Annotated in this window: 16 protein-coding genes; 6 read left to right on the forward strand and 10 right to left on the reverse strand. The window is 71.5% G+C overall.

Going from position 1 to position 16,972, the window contains the following annotated elements:
* The first annotated feature begins 53 nt into the window (after window positions 1-53).
* Both OG737_RS12390 and OG737_RS12395 read left to right on the forward strand, forming a co-directional pair.
* Window positions 54-980 (forward strand): cyclase family protein, encoded by a 927-nt coding sequence (locus OG737_RS12390; RefSeq protein ID WP_405921519.1) that lies wholly within the window; start codon window positions 54-56, stop codon window positions 978-980.
* 140 nt (window positions 981-1,120) lie between these two features.
* Entirely contained in the window at window positions 1,121-2,188 is a 1,068-nt protein-coding gene (locus OG737_RS12395; protein ID WP_405921520.1) for an alpha/beta fold hydrolase, read from the forward strand.
* A gap of 41 nt (window positions 2,189-2,229) precedes the next feature.
* On the opposite strand, the gene OG737_RS12400 is transcribed toward OG737_RS12395, so the two are convergent.
* Window positions 2,230-2,640, reverse strand: coding sequence for a VOC family protein (locus OG737_RS12400; protein WP_405921521.1), 411 nt, complete (start codon window positions 2,638-2,640; stop codon window positions 2,230-2,232).
* 292 nt (window positions 2,641-2,932) lie between these two features.
* Here OG737_RS12400 and OG737_RS12405 point away from each other — a divergent pair, with 292 nt between their 5' ends.
* Window positions 2,933-3,625 carry a hypothetical protein gene (locus OG737_RS12405; RefSeq protein WP_328926251.1) on the forward strand — a complete coding sequence of 231 codons (693 nt, stop codon included), beginning with the start codon at window positions 2,933-2,935 and terminating at the stop codon, window positions 3,623-3,625.
* Window positions 3,626-4,191: 566 nt separating this feature from the next.
* On the opposite strand, the gene OG737_RS12410 is transcribed toward OG737_RS12405, so the two are convergent.
* The 4 genes from OG737_RS12410 to OG737_RS12425 all read right to left on the reverse strand — a co-directional run bounded on the left by OG737_RS12410 (window position 4,192) and on the right by OG737_RS12425 (window position 8,285).
* Window positions 4,192-4,656, reverse strand: coding sequence for an ATP-binding protein (locus tag OG737_RS12410; protein ID WP_405921522.1), 465 nt, complete (start codon window positions 4,654-4,656; stop codon window positions 4,192-4,194).
* A 322-nt stretch (window positions 4,657-4,978) separates the two neighbouring features.
* Window positions 4,979-5,914, reverse strand: coding sequence for an acyl-CoA dehydrogenase family protein (locus OG737_RS12415; protein WP_405679700.1), 936 nt, complete (start codon window positions 5,912-5,914; stop codon window positions 4,979-4,981).
* A gap of 5 nt (window positions 5,915-5,919) precedes the next feature.
* Window positions 5,920-7,074, reverse strand: coding sequence for an acyl-CoA dehydrogenase (locus OG737_RS12420; RefSeq protein ID WP_405679698.1), 1,155 nt, complete (start codon window positions 7,072-7,074; stop codon window positions 5,920-5,922).
* Complete coding sequence (locus OG737_RS12425) at window positions 7,074-8,285, reverse strand: amidohydrolase family protein (RefSeq protein WP_328926255.1); 1,212 nt, start codon at window positions 8,283-8,285, stop codon at window positions 7,074-7,076. Before OG737_RS12425 ends, OG737_RS12420 begins: the two co-directional genes overlap by 1 nt.
* 143 nt (window positions 8,286-8,428) lie before the next feature.
* Between OG737_RS12425 and OG737_RS12430 the strand changes: the two genes are divergently transcribed.
* On the forward strand, window positions 8,429-9,991 hold the full coding sequence (locus OG737_RS12430; protein ID WP_405679695.1) for a class I adenylate-forming enzyme family protein: 1,563 nt from the start codon (window positions 8,429-8,431) through the stop codon (window positions 9,989-9,991).
* A 51-nt stretch (window positions 9,992-10,042) separates the two neighbouring features.
* Here the strand turns inward: OG737_RS12430 and OG737_RS12435 are convergent, their stop codons facing one another.
* A complete protein-coding gene (locus tag OG737_RS12435) occupies window positions 10,043-11,290 on the reverse strand; it encodes a zf-HC2 domain-containing protein (protein WP_328926257.1) in 1,248 nt (415 codons plus the stop codon).
* The gene (locus OG737_RS12440) at window positions 11,287-11,865 is read right to left on the reverse strand and encodes a sigma-70 family RNA polymerase sigma factor (RefSeq protein ID WP_328926258.1); all 579 of its coding nucleotides are present in this window, start codon (window positions 11,863-11,865) and stop codon (window positions 11,287-11,289) included. Before OG737_RS12440 ends, OG737_RS12435 begins: the two co-directional genes overlap by 4 nt.
* A gap of 299 nt (window positions 11,866-12,164) precedes the next feature.
* Here OG737_RS12440 and OG737_RS12445 point away from each other — a divergent pair, with 299 nt between their 5' ends.
* Window positions 12,165-12,683, forward strand: coding sequence for an EF-hand domain-containing protein (locus OG737_RS12445; RefSeq protein ID WP_328926259.1), 519 nt, complete (start codon window positions 12,165-12,167; stop codon window positions 12,681-12,683).
* An 85-nt stretch (window positions 12,684-12,768) separates the two neighbouring features.
* Here OG737_RS12445 and purU read toward each other — a convergent pair whose 3' ends face one another.
* Window positions 12,769-13,647: a formyltetrahydrofolate deformylase gene (purU, locus tag OG737_RS12450; RefSeq protein WP_405679689.1), complete on the reverse strand. Its 879-nt coding sequence runs from the start codon at window positions 13,645-13,647 to the stop codon at window positions 12,769-12,771.
* A 14-nt stretch (window positions 13,648-13,661) separates the two neighbouring features.
* Window positions 13,662-14,108 carry an SCO4402 family protein gene (locus OG737_RS12455; RefSeq protein WP_328930318.1) on the reverse strand — a complete coding sequence of 149 codons (447 nt, stop codon included), beginning with the start codon at window positions 14,106-14,108 and terminating at the stop codon, window positions 13,662-13,664.
* A 208-nt stretch (window positions 14,109-14,316) separates the two neighbouring features.
* Here OG737_RS12455 and OG737_RS12460 point away from each other — a divergent pair, with 208 nt between their 5' ends.
* Entirely contained in the window at window positions 14,317-15,648 is a 1,332-nt protein-coding gene (locus tag OG737_RS12460; RefSeq protein WP_328926261.1) for an ABC transporter substrate-binding protein, read from the forward strand.
* A 45-nt stretch (window positions 15,649-15,693) separates the two neighbouring features.
* Here OG737_RS12460 and OG737_RS12465 read toward each other — a convergent pair whose 3' ends face one another.
* Complete coding sequence (locus tag OG737_RS12465) at window positions 15,694-16,956, reverse strand: hypothetical protein (protein ID WP_405679686.1); 1,263 nt, start codon at window positions 16,954-16,956, stop codon at window positions 15,694-15,696.
* Between the last annotated feature and the right edge of the window lie 16 nt (window positions 16,957-16,972).

Below are 16,972 nucleotides of genomic sequence, written 5' to 3' on the forward strand. Positions count from 1 at the left end.
TACGCGAGCACAAGCCCTCGTTGCCGTTTCCACGCAAGGAGCTGTTGAGGCCCATGTCACTGCCCGCCGAGTTCCACGACATCGCCAAGCGCGTCAACAACTGGGGGCGCTGGGGCGCCGAGGACGAGATCGGCACCTTGAACCTGGTCACCGACGAGGTCGTCCGGGCCGCCGCCGCCGAGGTGCGCAGCGGCCGCCGCATCCCGCTCGCCCTCCCGCTGAAGGAAGACGGTGTACAGGCCGGCCTGATCCCCGGCCGGATCAACCCGCTGCACACGATGGTGCAGATCAACCAGGAGCTCTTCGGCCCGGGCACGGTGGCGTGCAGCGACGACGCCGTGACCATGGGCCTCCAGGCGGGCACCCACTGGGACGCCCTCACGCACGTCTCGCACTCGGGGAAGATCTACAACGGCCGCCCGGCCTCGTCGATCACCCCGCACACCCGCGCCCAGTACAGCGGCATCGACAAGGCGGGGCACATCGTCTCGCGCGGTGTCCTGCTGGACGTGGCGCGCACCAAGGGGCTGGACCGGCTGCCCGGCGGGCACGCGGTGACCCCGGAAGACCTGGCCGAGGCCGAGGAGTTCGGCGGGGTGACGGTCCGGGCCGGCGACATCGCGCTGGTCCGCACCGGCCAGATCCAGGTCTACCTGACGGGCGACAAGCACGGCTACGGCTTCCCGTCGCCCGGGCTGTCCGTCCGTACGCCGCAGTGGTTCCACGCCCGCGACGTGGCGGCGGTCGCGAACGACACGCTCACCTTCGAGATCTTCCCGCCGGAGATCGACGACCTCTGGCTGCCGGTCCACGCCTTGGACCTGGTCGAGATGGGCATGCACCAGGGCCAGAACTGGAACCTCGAAAAGTTGTCCACAGCCTGTGCAGAAGAGAACCGGTACTCGTTCCTCCTCTCCGCCATGCCGGAACCCTTCGTCGGCGGAACCGGCACCCCGGTGGCCCCGGTCGCCGTCCTCTGACCCGCTCCCGGCACCGCAGCGCGCCTCCGGTCACCCCTGCCCTCAACCCGCCGGCCTGGACGCGGGATTGAGGGCTTGACAGCTCACCGGAGTCGCATAGTCTTCCCCCGCAAGCAAAACAGTTTCTGGGGGAAACAGTAATGATCGGTGCCATCCTCACCGCCACGCTCGCCGCACCCGCCGCCGGGCTGTTCGGCCACCGCGCCGTGCGCCGGTCCGCACATGCGCGGCTGATGCGGATCGACTCGCCGGACGGCATCGACGAGCAGGGCTTCGTCCGCATCGGCGGGATCGACCAGTGGATCTCGATCCGCGGCGAGGACCGCACCAACCCCGTCCTGCTGGAGGTGCACGGCGGGCCCGGGGCCGCCAACTCCCCCTACGGAGCCCGCACCCGGGAGTGGGAGAAGCACTTCACCCTCGTCCGGTGGGACATGCGCGGCGCCGGCCTGACCTTCGCCCACGGCGGCGGCGAAGGCCAGGGCGGGCCGGTCACCTTCGACCGGCTCTACGAGGACGCACTGGAGGTCACCCGGTACGTCCTGGACCGGATGGGCGTGGAGCAGGTGGTGCTGATGCCGAACTCCTTCGGCACCACCTTCGGGCTCCGCCTGGCCCGCAACCACCCCGAGCTCTACTCGGCGTACGTCGGCACCGACCAGAACATCCAGGAGGCGGGCCGGGACACCTCCGCCTACCAGGGCACGCTGGAGCGGCTGCGGGCCGCCGGGAAGGCCAAGGACGTGGCGACGGTCGAGGCGATGGGCTCCGACCCGCGGAAGTGGACCTCGGCGCAGCGCTCCTCGTACGACAAGCTGTGCGCCGGCAGCGACCCGCTGACCCTGGACACGGTCAAGAAGGTGATCCTGGGGTCGCTGTGGCTGTCGCCGCTGTACTCCCTCGGCCGCGTGAAGGCGTACTTCAAGGGCCAGGGCTTCTCGGAGTCCGTCACCGAGGGGGCGTCGGAATTCGACGACTGGGCCGACGGGACCCGCTTCGAGATGCCGTTCTTCATCTTCCAGGGCGCCCAGGACGTGATCACCCCGACAGCGCGCGCCAAGGCGTACTTCGACGCGGTCGAGGCCCCCGTGAAGGGTTTCGAGCTGATCGAGGACGCGAGCCACTTCGCGTCGTTCCGGCGCCCCGAGCGGTTCCTGGAGCTCCTGCTGACCCACGTCCGCCCGGCGGTCGCGGGCGTCAAGCGCTAAGCGGCCTCGCACGGGCGCGGCCCGGCGTAGCCACCTGGCGCTCAGGCGTCCGCCGCTCCCGTCTCACCGAGGATCTCCAGGTAGTGCGCGTTGTACATGACGCCCAGGACGTTGCCGAAGGGGTCGATCACCGAAGCGGTGACGAACCCCGGTCCGCGCTCCACCGGGCCCTCGTACTCCTTCGCCCCCATGGACAGCAGCTTCTCGAAGACCGCCCGCACATCGTCCACGTGCCAGTACACGACCGCCCCGCCCGGACCTGCCGACGCGGTCCCGCCGGGCGCGTAGCGGGCGTCGATCAGGCCCAGTTCGTGCTGGTAGTCGCCCAACCGGAACTCGGCGTAGCCGGGGCGCTCGAAGTACGGCTCGAAGCCCAGCAGTTCGGCGTACCAGCGCTTCGCCGCATCCAGGTCGGCGGCCCAAAAACTGACGGTGGTGAGTCCTCGCAACATGTGCCTGCCTGCCCCTTCGCCGCCACGGAAATCATGTCCCGGCCGCGTTCCCTCCCACGGCCGAGCCCGACTCTAGCCAGCAGGCAGGACAGACCCTGTCCTAGTCGGAGCCGTGTTGCGGACAGGCGGCAGCCGGCGCGGGTTCCGGTCGCGGACGGGGCGCGAAGGGTTCGGGGGGCCGACGGTCACGCGTGCACCCGACACCTGGAACCATGAGGTGTACATGACGCGTCCCCCGTTCGCGCGCCACCCCCCGGCCCCCGCCCCGCACCCTCAGCAGCTGGAGAAAACCATGACAAACCCGTACCAGGTCTCGCCGCCGCAGCAGCCCCAGCCCCCCAGACGCCGCTCGGGCGGCGGGCTCGCCGGATTCCTGACCGTCGCCCTGATCGTCGGCGGCATCTACGGGCTCTCCCAGTGGCTCGGCGACGACGGCGGCAAGAAGCCGTCGGCCTCCGCTTCGGCGTCGCCCTCGGCCAAGCCTTCCGACCCGGGGAGCCCCGAGTCCTCCTCCGACACCTCCAGTTCGTGGAAGGTGGGCGACTGCGGCGGGCCCGACCCGGCCAACAAGCCCGACGGGTACCGTCCGCAGCGCTGCTCCGACTCCGGCGCCACCTTCAAGGCCATCGACATCAAGGAAGCCAGCATCCTGCCGGGGTCGATCCAGTGCCCGGCCGGCACCGACCTGATGATCGAGGTGAGCATCTCCTACGGCGGCAAGAAGAGCGGCATCCCCACCAACACCGTCTGCGGCCGGAACCTGTCCAACGACCACCCCGGCGACGCGGGCGCCGGCGGCGGGCAACTGGTGAAGGGCGACTGCGTGACCGACCAGGCCCAGGAAGTCGCCTGCGGCGGTTCGGGCACGCTCAAGGTGCTCGGCCTGGTCAAGCAGAAGAGCGAATGCCCGGCGGGCACCACGGAGCCGATGCAGCTGACGATGGCCGTCGGCCGCCCCTACGACGTGATCTGCACCGACGGCTGAGCCTCGGACCCACGGGCGCCGGCGGACGCACATCCGCCCCGACCCCACCGCCGCCGCCCCCTCCCCGCCACTCGTCACACAGGGAGGGGCGCGGCCCCACCACACCGGCAGCAACGACGGCAGCCAGGAGCTCCACACGAAAAGGCCATGGCGATGAATCCCAGCTCAAGCGAATCCGAGAAGTCGCGAAGTCTGCGCGCAAAGACCTGATTCTCCAAGCCATTGAAGATGCAGCGCCCGAGGTGCCGTCCGCCGACAGAGCGCCCTCAGAACCGCAGGCGTGAGACGGGGTGGCGGTGCGGTCCGCGCCGCCGAGCTTCGATACGACCCGGGTCCCGTTGAGGCCGCGCGCCTCCGGCACATTCAGGACCCGGGAAGCTAGGACCGGCCTCGATCCGGTATCGGCGAGGTACTGCGGGTGGCGGCGGCGCTGGTGCACGCCCCGAGCGCGGCACCGCGGCCGCCACCCCGCGACCCGCACTCGTCAAGGCAGGCCCTTGGCGTCCCCTCGCGTCGAATCGCTCCACACCAGGGTGATCAAGATGTGACGGAACGTCAACACCTCGTTAGAGGTACACGCGCGGTTCCCTCACCGGAGGGTGAATTCCCGAAGGCCCCTCCGCCGCGCAGTCCGCCGCCGCCTTCTCCGCGCGGTCGATCTCGCACCAGATCCGCTTGCCCGCGCCCTCGCGCTGCCAGCCCCAGCGGTCCGCCAGGCCGTCCACCAGCTCCAGGCCGCGGCCGCCCGTGTCGTCCCCGGCGGCCTGGCGGGGGGCCGGGGCGCGGTCGCTCGCGTCGGCGACCTCGACCCGCACCCCCGGCTCCCCGAACAACATTCTCAGCACGGCCGGACAGCCCGTGTGCACGACCGCGTTCGTGACCAGTTCGGAGATCAGGAGGATCAGGGTCTCGGCGAGCGGCTCGTCATCCCCTATGCCCGACCCCGCCAGCCGGGACCGGGCCCACCGGCGCGCCCGGCCGACTTCGGCGGGATCCGGTCCTACCTCCAGCTGAACCTGAAGCACCTGCACCGCTCACACCATCCGAACCGGCGGACACTTCGCCTCGCGACAGGATGGAATCACCCAGTGTGATCCCCTTGCGGAGCAGCATGGTTGACATACAGTCACGACAACAAGCGCTTCGGGCATATTCCCGCGCGAAGGAGTGGGCGTGGTGCATACTGTGCGACGCCTGCGCCGCTCAACCGCTCGCATTCGTGGGAGCGTACCGGAGCAGCCCCCTGCCTTCGGGCCTCAAAGGCGCGGGCGAAGGACACAAACCGATATCAACTCTCTGTAATCGGACATGCGTCCCTCGCCGTTCGTCCCGTGCCCCTCCGGTAACAACGAGCTACGAAGAGCTAGGGCCTGTCGTCCCCAGCAGTTCCGACGCCAGCAGCTCCTCCGCCTCCGCCGCGGTCCGCCACTGCTCGGCCCGCACCCAGGCCCGCTTCAGGTGCAGGTGAACGTCCGCCTCCCATGTGAAGCCCATCCCCCCGTGCACCTGGAGACAGTCCCGGGCGCCCAGCACGGCGGCCTCGTCCGCCAGGAGTTTCGCGCCCGCGATCTCCGCGCCGTCCTCCGTCACCGCCGCCGCGTAGACCGCCGTACGGGCCACCTCCGCCCGCACCAGCATCTGCGCGCACAGGTGCTTGACCGCCTGGAAGGCGCCGATCGGCTGCCCGAACTGCTCGCGCTCCCCCGCGTACCGCACCGCCAGCTCCACCGTGCGCAGCGCGCTCCCCACCTGGAGCGCCGCCGTCAGCAACGCTCCCGCGGAGACGTCGGAGGACGCGTACGAGGGCGCGTACGAGGACACGTCGCCGGAGGGCGGCGCCACCCGGTGCAGCGGGGTCAGGGGGTCCGCCGAGCGCACCGGCTGCCCCGCCGGCAGCTCCGCCGCGCCCAGCACCGCGTCGGCCTCCGCCAGGTGGGTCACCAGGCCCCCGCCCAGGTCGAAGGCGGTGACCACGGCCGTGCCCGCCGCCGCCCCCGGGACCACCCCGGCGGCCAGGTGCGTGGCCACCAGCGGCCCCGGCAGCAGGACCCGCCCGGCTTCCTCGAAGACCAAGGCCGCCTCCGGCAGCCCCAGCCCCACGCCCCCCGCCGCCTCCGGCAGCCGCAGCGCGAAGAAGCCGACCTCGCCCAGCTCCCGCCACAGCCCCCGGTCCACGGCGCCGCCCGTGTCCACCGACGTCCGCAGCGCCTCCCGCCCGTACCGCCCCGCCAGCAGGTCCCGTACGCCCGCCCGCAGGTCTCTCTGGTCCTCGGTCGGCTGGAAGTCCACGCCCCTCACCGGCCCTTCGGGAGGCCGAGGATGCGCTCGGCGACGATGTTGCGCTGGATCTGCGAGGTGCCCGCGGCGATGGTGTACGAGAGGGACGAGAGCCGGTCCAGGACCCACTCCTCCTCCATCACCAGCGAGTCCGCCCCCAGCACCTGCGCCGCCGTGTCGTACAGCTCCTGGCGCGCGTGCGAGTAGGCGAGCTTGAAGACGGAGCCGCCGATGCCCGGGACCCCGCCGGACCTCTCCGACTCGCTGACGTTCCACTGCGTGAGCCGCCACAGCGCGCCGAACTCCCCGTGCAGCCGCCCCAGCCTGCGCCGCAGCACCGGGTCGTCCCAGCGCCCGTTCGCCCTGGCCCTGCGCGCGAGCTCGCCCAGGGTGCGGCGGCAGGCGACGACCTCGCCGACGAAGGCGGTGCCCCGCTCGAAGGACAGGGTCACCATGGTGACCCGCCAGCCGTCGTTCTCCGCCCCGACCCGGTTCGCGACCGGGACCCGCACCTCGTCCAGGAACATCTCCGCGAACTCGGTGGATCCCGCGAGGGTGCGCAGCGGCCGTACGGTGACCCCCGGCGCGTCCATCGGCATGGCCAGCCACGAGATCCCCCGGTGCTTCGGCGCGGCCGGATCGGTGCGCACCAGCAGCTCGCACCAGTCGGCGACCTCGGCGTGCGAGGTCCAGATCTTCGACCCGGTGATCACGTACTCGTCGCCGTCGCGGACCGCCCGCGTGCGCAGGGAGGCCAGGTCGGAGCCCGCGTCCGGCTCACTGAAGCCCTGGCACCACACCTCGTCGCCCCGCAGTACGGGCGGCAGCCAGCGCGCCCGCTGCTCGGCCGTGCCCTCGGCGGCGACGGTCGGACCCGCGTGCAGCAGCCCGACGAAGTTCGCGCCGACGTACGGGGCCCCCGCGCGCTCCGTCTCCTCCAGGAAGATCAGGTGCTGGGTCGGGGTGGCCCCGCGCCCGCCCGCGTCCACCGGCCAGTGCAGGCCCGCGTACCCGACCTCGTACAGCCGGCGCTGCCAGCCGAGGTCGTACGCGCGGCGCCCCGGCCAGTCGTCCGGGGACGGCTTGGCGGGCAGCTCGGGCAGCACCTTGCCGAGCCACTCGCGCAGCCGCGCCCGGAAGTCCCGTTCCTCCTCGGTGTAGGTCAGGTCCATCAGCGGCTCCCCAGGTCCTGGTCGAAGGACAGGCCGAGCATGCGGATGGCGTTGCCGCGCATCAGCTTGTAGACCGTCTCCTCGTCCAGTCCCTTCACGTGGTCGAGCGCGACCTCCTTGGTGTGCGGGAAGGTCGAGTCCACGTGCGGGTAGTCGGTCTCGAAGGTGGCGTTGTCGCGGCCGACGACGTCCAGCGAGGCGATGCCGTGCTTGTCGCGGAAGAAGCAGCAGAACATCTGCCGGTAGTAGTACGTGGACGGCGGCTCGGGGATCAGGTCGCGGACCCCGCCCCAGGCGCGGTGCTCCTGCCACACGTCGTCGGCGCGCTCCAGGGCGTACGGGATCCAGCCCATCTGCCCCTCGCTGTACGCGAGCTTCAGCGTCGGGAACTTCACCAGCACCCCGCTGAACAGGAAGTCCATCATCGAGGCCATCGCGTTGTTGAAGCTGAGCGAGGCCTGGACGGCGGGAGGCGCGTCGGGCGAGGCGGCGGGCATCTGGGAGCTGGACCCGATGTGCATGTTGACCACCGTCCCGGTCTCCTGGCAGACGGCGAAGAAGGGGTCCCAGTAGCCGGAGTGGATCGACGGCAGCCCCAGGTAGGTCGGGATCTCGGAGAAGGTCACCGCCCGTACGCCCCGGGCGGCGTTGCGGCGGATCTCCGCGACCGCGAGGTCGATGTCCCACAGCGGGATGATGCAGAGCGGGATCAGCCTGCCGCCGCTGTCGCCGCACCACTCCTCGACCATCCAGTCGTTGTAGGCGCGCACGCAGGCGAGCGCCACTTCCTTGTCCTGGGCCTCGGCGAAGGTCTGGCCGCAGAAGCGCGGGAAGGTCGGGAAGCACAGCGAGGCCTCGACGTGGTTGAGGTCCATGTCGGCGAGGCGCGCCTTGGGGTCCCAGCAGCCGCGCCGCATCTCCTCCCGGGTGATCCCCTCCAGCGTCATGTCGTCGCGGTCGAAGCCGACGGCGGCGATGTTGCGCTTGTACGGGAACTTCAGGTCCTCGTAGATCCACCAGTCGGTGGGCGGGCCGTCGGGGTCCATGGAGATCACGTACTTGCCGCCCGTGTACTCGAGCTCGCCGATGCCGGCGGTGAGCGCCTTGGGCCCGCGGTCCCGGTACTTGGCCGGCAGCCAGACGTCGAACAGGTGGGCGGGCTCGATCACGTGGTCGTCGACGCTGATGATCCGAGGCAGTCCCAGTTCCATGACAGTCTCCCCAATTCACCGATCTGATGGATCGTCAGAAACAAGCTAGCCCCGCCACCCCTGGACCGACAAGCGTCGGCCGCCTACGCTCTGCGCTTGATCTGACTAGTCGTCAGCTGCTTCTGGCCAAGGGGAGGTCCGGGATGACGGACACCGCGACAGAACTGAGCCGCAGCGCGACCCTGTGGGAACTGATCACCCGCCGGGCCGCCCTGACCCCGGACACCACCGTTCTCGTCGAAGCCGCCGAAACGCCCCGGGCAGACGCGTCGACGGACCGCCGGCTGACCTTCGCGGAGCTGCGCGACCGCTCCGAACGCGTCGCCGCGGGCCTGCACGGGATGGGCGTACGCCCCGGCACGGTCGTCGCCTGGCAGCTCCCCACCCGCATCGAGACCGTGCTGCTCTCGGTCGCCCTCGCCCGGATCGGCGCCGTCCAGTCCCCCGTCATCCCCTTCTACCGGGACCGCGAGGTCGGCTTCGCGCTCCGCGAGTCCAAGGCCGAGTACTTCGCCGTCCCCGGCACCTGGCGCGGGTACGACCACACTGCGATGGCCGCCCGGCTCGGCGCGCGGGGCATGTTCGAGGCGTACGGGACCCTGCCCGACGGCGACCCGGCCGTACTCCCGCCGCCGCCCGCCTCCGGCACGGACGTCCGGTGGATCTACTGGACCTCCGGCACCACCTCCGACCCCAAGGGCGTCCTGCACACCGACCGCTCCCTGATCGCGGGCGGCTCCTGCCTCGCGCACGCCCTGCACCTGACCCCGGCCGACGTCGGCTCGATGGCCTTCCCCTTCGCGCACATAGCCGGGCCCGACTACACCGTGATGCTGCTGCTGTACGGCTTCCCCGCGGTCCTCTTCGAGAAGTTCGCGATGCCCGACGCGCTGGACGGCTACCGCCGCCACGGGGTCACGGTGGCCGGCGGGTCGACGGCCTTCTACTCCATGTTCCTCACGGAGCAGCGCAAGGAGCCCGCCGCCAAGCTCATCCCCACCCTGCGCCTCCTCGCGGGCGGCGGCGCCCCCAAGCCGCCGGAGATCTACCACGCGGTCGTACGCGAGATGGGCTGCCAGCTGACCCACGGCTACGGCATGACCGAGGTCCCGATGATCACCATGGGCTCCCCGGACGACACCCCGGAACATCTCGCCACCACCGAGGGCCGCCCGCCGGCGGGCATGTCCATCCGCATCACGTCCGCCGACGGCACGCCGCTCCCTCCGGACACGGACGGCGAGGTCCGCCTCCGGGGCGAGGCGGTCTGCCAGGGCTACTTGAACCGGGACCAGTCGGCGGAGGTCTTCGACCCCGACGGCTACCTGATCACGGGCGACCTCGGCCACCTGACGCAGGACGGGTACCTGGTCCTCACGGGGCGCAGCAAGGACGTCATCATCCGCAAGGGCGAGAACATCTCGGCGAAGGAGATCGAGGACCTGCTGCACCAGGTGCCCGGTGTGGCGGACGTGGCGGTCATTGGGCTTCCGGACGCGGAGCGCGGCGAGCGCGTCTGCGCGGTGGTGGAGCCGGTCCCGGGCGCGGCCCCGCCGCTGACCCTGACCGCCCTGACCTCGTACCTCCGCGGTCAGGGCCTGTCCCCGCACAAGCTCCCGGAGCAGCTGGAACTCCTGGAGTCCCTCCCTCGCAACGACGCCTTGCGCAAGGTCCTGAAGTACCGCCTCCGCGAACGCTACTCCTGACCCGGCCGGCCGGGGGCGGCCAAGCCCCCGGCATGAACCGGCGCGAACCGGCTACATCCGGCTCAGCGACGCCGCCGCGAACAGTACGTCCCGGATCGCCTCGCGGTCGCCGTGCTGGCCCACCGCCGCCTCTTCCGGGGAGATGTGGCCCGCCGCCAGCTGGCAGAACTCGATGCCGTCCAGGGCGATCTCCGCCACCGTCCGCTCCGGCGACGGCTTCGCCGCGGGCGAGTCCAGCGCGATGTCCCAGCCGCCGCCGCCCGCGCCCTCGATCTCCAGGTGCAGGGTCCGCCCGGGCGCGCCCGCCGCGACCAGGCCGCGCGCCGGTGCCGCCAGGCCGTCGCGCCGCCGCTTCGCCAGGGCCCGCGGCAGGAGCCGCGCCGCCAGGTCGATCATCCGGTGCAGATGCGGCCCGGACGGCAGCCCGTACGGGTAGTCCACGGCCTCCGCGATGTCCGTCGCGTGCACCCAGCACTCGAAGGCCCGCTCCAGGAACGCGTCCCCGAGCGGCAGTACGAAGCCCCCGTAGTCCACCGCCAGCTCGGCGACGCCACGGCCGGCGAAGGAGACCGTACGCACCAGCGTATGGCCCTGCTCCCGCCACGGCTCGCGGACCTTCCGGGTGGCCGGGTACTGCGAGGCGTTCCAGAAGGCCTCCGTCCGCGCGGTCGTGCCGCCGCCCTCCGGCGCCTCCTTCCCCAGCGGGTCGTCCAGCCCCAGCGCGGCGGCCACCATCCCGTCCACCGTCAGCAGGTGCCCGATCACCCCCGCCACCGTGGTCCGGTGCGTCATCCGCCGCTCCTCCTCGAACCACTTCAGCCGGACCGGGGTGTGCCACTCGGAGTCGCCGAAGTCCTGGAGCAGCGCGTCGAGCCGCGCGGTCTCGGTGTCGTACGGGTTCGCCCACGCCGGCACCGGAATGCGGGCCGGCCGCTTGCCGAGGCAGTCCTCCAGCACCCGCGAGCGCAGCAGCGGACCCAGGTCGAGGTTCTCCTCCGGGTGCAGCAGCCCCACCGCGTCGCGCAGCCGCAGCGCCTCGTCCGCGCAGGGCGCGCACTCGGTGAGGTGGTCCTCCACCGCCTGCGTCTCCTCGGCGGAGCACGCGGCCAACGCCCACGCCCCGAGCAGGGACTTCAGCACGGCGTGCGTGGGCGGCGGCACCGCAGCCGCCGACGGCTCCGGGACCGGGGGCGCGTGCCGCGGATCCAGGTCGTCGGCGGCCCCGCGCGGACCCGGTATCCACACCTGGCCGCCGGGCCGCTCGTATCCGTCGTCGTGGGACTCGGCGGGACCGTTCATCGGGGCGTTCCGTACTCGCGCGGGCCGTATCCGGGCTGGGCGGGGTCCTCCTGCGGGAGGGTGTTGGCGGTCGACAGCAGCTGCAGCCCGAGCCGCAGCCGGCGCCGCGCCTCGTCCTCGCTGATGTGGAGGTCGGCGGCGGCCTGCCGGTAGTCGCGCCGCTTGAAGTACGCGAGTTCGAGCGCGGCACGCAGCGGCGTGGGCATGGAGGTGACGATGTAGTCCGCGCGGGCGGCGGCGTTGGCGCTGCGCACCTTCTGCTCCAGCTCCTCGCGCGAGCCGCGGCCCAGTTCGGCCTGGCGCAACCGGGCCACGGCCTGGCCCTGGGCGATCCGGGCGACCCAGGAGCGCATGGAGCCCTGCTTGGGGTCGTAGGCGTCCGGGTTCTCCCAGATGTAGCCGAAGACCTCGCGGGTGATCCGGTCCGCCGCCTTCTCGTCACCCAGCACGCGGTGCGCCAGGCTGTGCACGAGCGAGGCGAACCGGTCGTACAGCTCTCCGAGCGCGGCGGCCTCCCCGCGCGCCAGGCGTTGCTGCATGCGGCGGTCCCAACGCGGTGGTACGTCCTTAGGCATGGTGCCCCCAGCCGTGTGTCGACGCATCGAATGTAATGGCCACATGGGCAGGTGCGCCCGTTTTGCGGGAAGGTCACTTCGGAAGTGAACCCTCCGTGTTAGGCGCGTGGCAGCGCGTGAACCGTGGTACGGGCGGCGGCACATGCGCACATGCGTACGCGCCCCGCCGCGCTCCCCGTGCGCGGGTTCGATGCGGCCGCCTCCTTGACCACTTCGCTTAACGCGCAGGCCACGTAGGCCTTACGCTCCTGCCTGTCTTGATCTGAACCCACCGCACACGTGAAGGCGGAACGCCGAACATGGACAGCGCAGAATACGAGCGCAAGATCGCCGCCCGATTCGCCACCTTCGACCAGGACGGGTCCGGCTATATCGACCGGGAGGACTTCAGCGCGGCCGCGAAGGCCGTCCTGGCCGAATTCGGTACCACCGCCCGGTCAGACAAGGGCCAGGCCGTGTTCGCCGGCGCCGAGGCGTTCTGGCAGGGGATGGCCGGGATCGCGGATGTCGACGGGGACCAGCGGGTGTCCCGCGAGGAGTTCATCACCGGGGCGGCGAAGCGGCTGCGGGACAGCCCTCAGCGGTTCGCGGAGATCGCGCGGCCGTTCCTGCGGGCCGTGATCGCGGTGGCCGACGGAGAGGGCGGCGGCGCGGCCCCCGCGGCCGCGGCGCGGGTCCTGCGGGTCCTCGGCACACCGCCGGAACTGGCCACGCAGGTGGCGGCGGCCCTCGACGCCGACGGCGACGGCCGCATCTCGGAGGAAGAGATCCTGACGGCCTTCGCGGGCTACTGCGGGGTGGAGGCGCCGGACGCCTGACGGCGGGTTGCGCGGAGCCGCGGCCGGGGCCGGGGCCGGTGCCGGGGGTGTGCCCCCGGAACCGGCCGAGTCGGCCCGCCCCGGGCTAGGCGAAGACCACCGTGCGGCTGCCGTTCAGCAGGACGCGGTGCTCGCTGTGCCACTTCACCGCGCGCGCCAGCGCCTGGCACTCCACGTCGCGCCCGATCGCCACCAGCTGGTCGGGGGTCACCTCGTGGCCGACCCGCTCGACCTCCTGCTCGATGATCGGCCCCTCGTCCAGGTCCGCCGTCACGTAGTGCGCGGTCGCGCCGATCAGCTTCACACCGCGCGCGTGCGCCTGGTGGTACGGCTTCGCGCCCTTGAAGCTCGGCAGGAACGAGTGGTGGATGTTGATGATCCGCCCGCTCAGCTCCTTGCACAGGGTGTCGGACAGCACCTGCATGTACCGCGCGAGCACGACCAGCTCGACGTTCTCGGCGCGCACGAGCTTCAGCAGCTCCGCCTCCGCCGCCTCCTTCGTGTCCTTCGTCACCGGGATGTGCACGAACGGGATGTCGTACGAGCCCACCAGCTCAGCGAAGTCGGTGTGGTTGGAGACCACGGCCGCGATCTCGACGGGCAGGGCGCCGATCGACGTGCGGAACAGCAGGTCGTTCAGGCAGTGGCCGAACTTCGACACCATCAGCACGATCCGCATGCGCTCGTCGGAGCGGTGGATCTGCCAGTCCATCCGGAAGGATTCGCCGATCGCGGCGAAGCTCGCGCGCAGCTTCTCCACCGTCACCGCCGGCTCGGCCTCGAAGTGCACCCGCATGAAGAAGAGTCCGGTCTCCCGGTCTCCGAACTGCTGGCTGTCCACGATGTTGCAGCCGGTCATGAAGAGGTAACTCGACACGGCGTGCACGATGCCCTGCTTGTCAGGGCAGGACACGGTAAGGACGTACTGGGGCTGCGGCTGTGCCTCGGGCTGCGGGTCGCTCATGACCGCATAGCCTTTCACACCGCGCGGGTGAGGATCCTCAGCACTTCCAGCGACGTGGGCCGGACGTCCGGATCGTCCCCGTCTGCCACCGCCAGCCGTACGTGCGCCTCGCGCGCGGCACGGACCGCCTCGGGCCAGGCGTGGTGCTCCAGGTAGACGGAAACGGGTGCGTCGGGCCCGACCTGGTGCAGGATGCGGAGCACCCGCAGCACGGCCAGGTCGACCAGGGCCGCCTCCTGGGAGTCGCGGAAGATCGTGCCGACGTACTTCTCGGCGGACCAGCTGTCGAGCCAGGTGTCCTCGACGAGCCGGTACACGGCGTCGGTGACGTCCCCGTACCCTTCGGCGCCGGCCAGCCAGGTGTCCTCGTGGAAGGCGGGGTCGGAGAGCATGTGCAGCGCCGAGCGCACGTTGCTGCGCCAGCGCCACCACGGCATGTCGTTCAGGGGCATGCCGCCCATGGTGGAGGAGCGGCCACCGCGTCGGGAAGGGTTCTTCGAACCTTGGGCGAATGTCACGCACTCGATCGTACGTTCCCGCTCTCCGGGATCTTGAGGCGCGTGTGAACAAACGGAATATGAACTTCCCCCCGGTAATTCACCTGGGCGTCACCCAACGTTGCGTCCAGCTCACTCTCCAGTTCCCCGCGGAGCGGAATGGTGCGTGGACATGACCGATCTGCGACGTGCAGCAGCCCTCTCCCGCACTTTCCTGGCCACGGCGATGGGTGCGTGTCTCGTCGCCGGGTGCGGGGCGCTCCCCGGAGGCACGGGGGGTTCCGGGGACACCCTCACCGTCATGACGTTCGCACCCGAGGACACCAAGGCGACCAACATGCCCGGAATGCCCGGCATGGCCAAGGCGTACGAGCGCTGGGTCAATGCCAAGGGCGGCATCAACGGGCGCAAACTCCGCGTACTGACCTGCAACGAGAAGAACACCCCCACCGGCGCCGCCGACTGCGCCCGCAAGGCGGTCAAGGAGAAGGCCATCGCCGTGGTCGGCTCCTACAGCCAGCACGGACGCGCCTTCATGGCCCCGCTGGAGGCCGAGGGCATCCCGTTCATCGGGGGGTACGGGGTCACGTCCGAGGAGTTCCAGTCGACCCTCTCCTACCCCGTCAACGGCGGCCAGCCCGTGCTCCTCGCCGGCGCCGGCCACCAGCTGGCCCGCGCGTGCACCCAGGTCGCCCTGGTCCGCCCCGACACCCTCGCGGGCGACTCGATGCCGGTCCTGCTGAACGCCGGGCTCAAGGCCAACAAGCTGGGCGACGCCTCCGACATCCGGGCCGCCGAGGACTCCGCCGACTTCTCCCCGCAGGCCCGTGAAGCCCTCTCCAACACCACCTCCTCCGCCGCTGCCGCCAACGCCAGGGACTCCAAGGACTCGAAGGACTCCAAGGAGAAGGGCAAGGGCTGCGTGACGGCGGTGCTCGGCGAGCAGCGCACCGAGACGTTCTTCGACGCCTTCCGCCGGGCCGCCGACACGCAGAACCGCAAGCCGCAGATCTCCTCGGTCCTGGGCAGCGTCAGCCAGTCCCTGGTGGACCGCACCGGCGGCAAGGAGAGCCCCTTCGAGGGCGCGTTCCTGACCAGTTGGTACCCGGTGGCCAACGACCCGCTCTGGCAGCCGATGCGCAAGGTGATCGCCGACTACGCGTTCGGCGACGACACCGTCGACCCCGACGACACCGGCGCGCAGACCACCTGGATCGCGTACACCGTGCTGAGCGAGATCGTGAAGCGCTTCAAGGAGGACGAGGGCATCACCGCCCGCAAGGTCGGGCACATGCTCAACCAGTCTCAGGCGATCAAGACCGGCGGACTCACCCCGGACCTGAGCTGGCGCTACCAGGACATGCGCGCCGTCGCCGGCTTCCCCCGCATCGTCAACGGCCGGGTCACCTTCCAGATCGTCCAGTCCGGCCGGCTCGTCGCCCAGGAGGGCGAGGCTTCGCAGGACATGACGTCGACGCTGGAACAGGCGCCCCGGGCGGCCTGAGCCCCGGCGGGCCCGTCGGCCCCCTCCCCCGGGAGGGGGCCGGTCTCAGAGCTGCGACTTGTCGCGCTTGGTGAGTCCGTACTTGGCCGCGATGTTGTTCCAGAGCACCGCGGCCGATTCCTTGGCTCTCGTCGCCTCGCCGCTCGCCTTGTTGCCGGCGACGGCGTTCTCGGAGTTCTTGGACTTGCCTTCCTTGCACTTGTCGTCGTCCACGTCGCCCGCCCAGGCCGCGTAGCTGTTGTCGGCGTCCGCGGAGGACCGCCACGCCTTGGTGAGGGCGGCGGTCAGCTTCGCGTTCTCCGGGAGCTGGTCCACCTTGAGCTCCTGGAGGCGGGTGACGAGCTCCTCGCGCTGACGGGCCGCGTCGCGCAGGTCGGCGGCCGCCTGGTCGAGGTTCTTGCAGCCCTTGATGTCGTCCACGGCCTTGATCACCGAGGCCCGGCTGTCGTTGCTGTCCGCGAGGAGCTTGTCCAGCTGGACGGCTTGCGTGCGGCCCGGGTCCACGGGGGCCTCGCCGGCGGGCGCCGCCGTGGCACCGCTCGCGCTGGGCGCGGCGGGCGCCGCGGCCGGGCCGCTGTTCTGCGGCTTGCCGTCGCCGAGCAGCGATCCGACGCCGAGTCCGACGACGACCAGGCCGATGACCACCGCCGCGATGATCGCGGGAGAGATCTTGCGGGCCGGCTCCGGCGGCGGGGGCGGCGCGTACTGCGGCTGCTGGAGCGGCTGCGGCTGCGGCTGCGGAGATACGGGGTCCTGCCCGCGCGGCGGGTAGGGGCGCGGCGGCGGCCGGCGCAGCACCGGCTCCTGGATCGGCGGCAGGTGCTGGGTGTGCCCGGCGGAGTCGTCGCCGCGGAACAACCCGCCGAACGGCTCCGGCCCGCCCGCGGCAGGAACCGGCGGGATGTACTGGGTCGCCGCCTCATCGTGCGCCGGGGCGGCCGGAACGGGCGCGATGTACTGCGTCGCCGCCTCGTGATGTGCCGGGGCCGCCGGCACCGGCGCGATGTACTGCGTCGCCGCCTCGTCGTGCGCCGGGGCGGCCGGAACGGGCGCGATGTACTGCGTCGCCGCCTCGTGATGTGCCGCGGCGGCCGGGGCCGCCGGCACCGGCGCGATGTACTGGGTGGCCGCCTCGGGCAGCGGCGGGTAGCCGTAGCCGTGCGGAGCCCCCGGCCCCTCGTACCCGGGCCCCAGAACGTGCCCGGCCGCCGCCTGCTGCTGCCCGGGGTACTCCGGGTAGCCGGACGCCGGGTCCGGACCCCACGGGGCACCCGGCTGGGGGGCGCTCCCCTGTCCGTTCTCCGTCACCGGGTCTCCTTCTCCG

It is taken from the genome of Streptomyces sp. NBC_00122, assembly GCF_045160845.1.
Taxonomy (GTDB): domain Bacteria; phylum Actinomycetota; class Actinomycetes; order Streptomycetales; family Streptomycetaceae; genus Streptomyces.

Coding starts and splice junctions, on each gene's coding strand:
- OG737_RS12390 (WP_405921519.1), top strand. CDS start 54: ATGTCACTGCCCGCCGAGTTCCACGACATCGCCAAGCGCGTCAACAAC.
- OG737_RS12395 (WP_405921520.1), top strand. CDS start 1,121: ATGATCGGTGCCATCCTCACCGCCACGCTCGCCGCACCCGCCGCCGGG.
- OG737_RS12400 (WP_405921521.1), bottom strand. CDS start 2,640: ATGTTGCGAGGACTCACCACCGTCAGTTTTTGGGCCGCCGACCTGGAT.
- OG737_RS12405 (WP_328926251.1), top strand. CDS start 2,933: ATGACAAACCCGTACCAGGTCTCGCCGCCGCAGCAGCCCCAGCCCCCC.
- OG737_RS12420 (WP_405679698.1), bottom strand. CDS start 7,074: ATGGACCTGACCTACACCGAGGAGGAACGGGACTTCCGGGCGCGGCTG.
- OG737_RS12425 (WP_328926255.1), bottom strand. CDS start 8,285: ATGGAACTGGGACTGCCTCGGATCATCAGCGTCGACGACCACGTGATC.
- OG737_RS12430 (WP_405679695.1), top strand. CDS start 8,429: ATGACGGACACCGCGACAGAACTGAGCCGCAGCGCGACCCTGTGGGAA.
- OG737_RS12435 (WP_328926257.1), bottom strand. CDS start 11,290: ATGAACGGTCCCGCCGAGTCCCACGACGACGGATACGAGCGGCCCGGC.
- OG737_RS12440 (WP_328926258.1), bottom strand. CDS start 11,865: ATGCCTAAGGACGTACCACCGCGTTGGGACCGCCGCATGCAGCAACGC.
- OG737_RS12445 (WP_328926259.1), top strand. CDS start 12,165: ATGGACAGCGCAGAATACGAGCGCAAGATCGCCGCCCGATTCGCCACC.
- purU (WP_405679689.1), bottom strand. CDS start 13,647: ATGAGCGACCCGCAGCCCGAGGCACAGCCGCAGCCCCAGTACGTCCTT.
- OG737_RS12455 (WP_328930318.1), bottom strand. CDS start 14,108: ATGGGCGGCATGCCCCTGAACGACATGCCGTGGTGGCGCTGGCGCAGC.
- OG737_RS12460 (WP_328926261.1), top strand. CDS start 14,317: ATGACCGATCTGCGACGTGCAGCAGCCCTCTCCCGCACTTTCCTGGCC.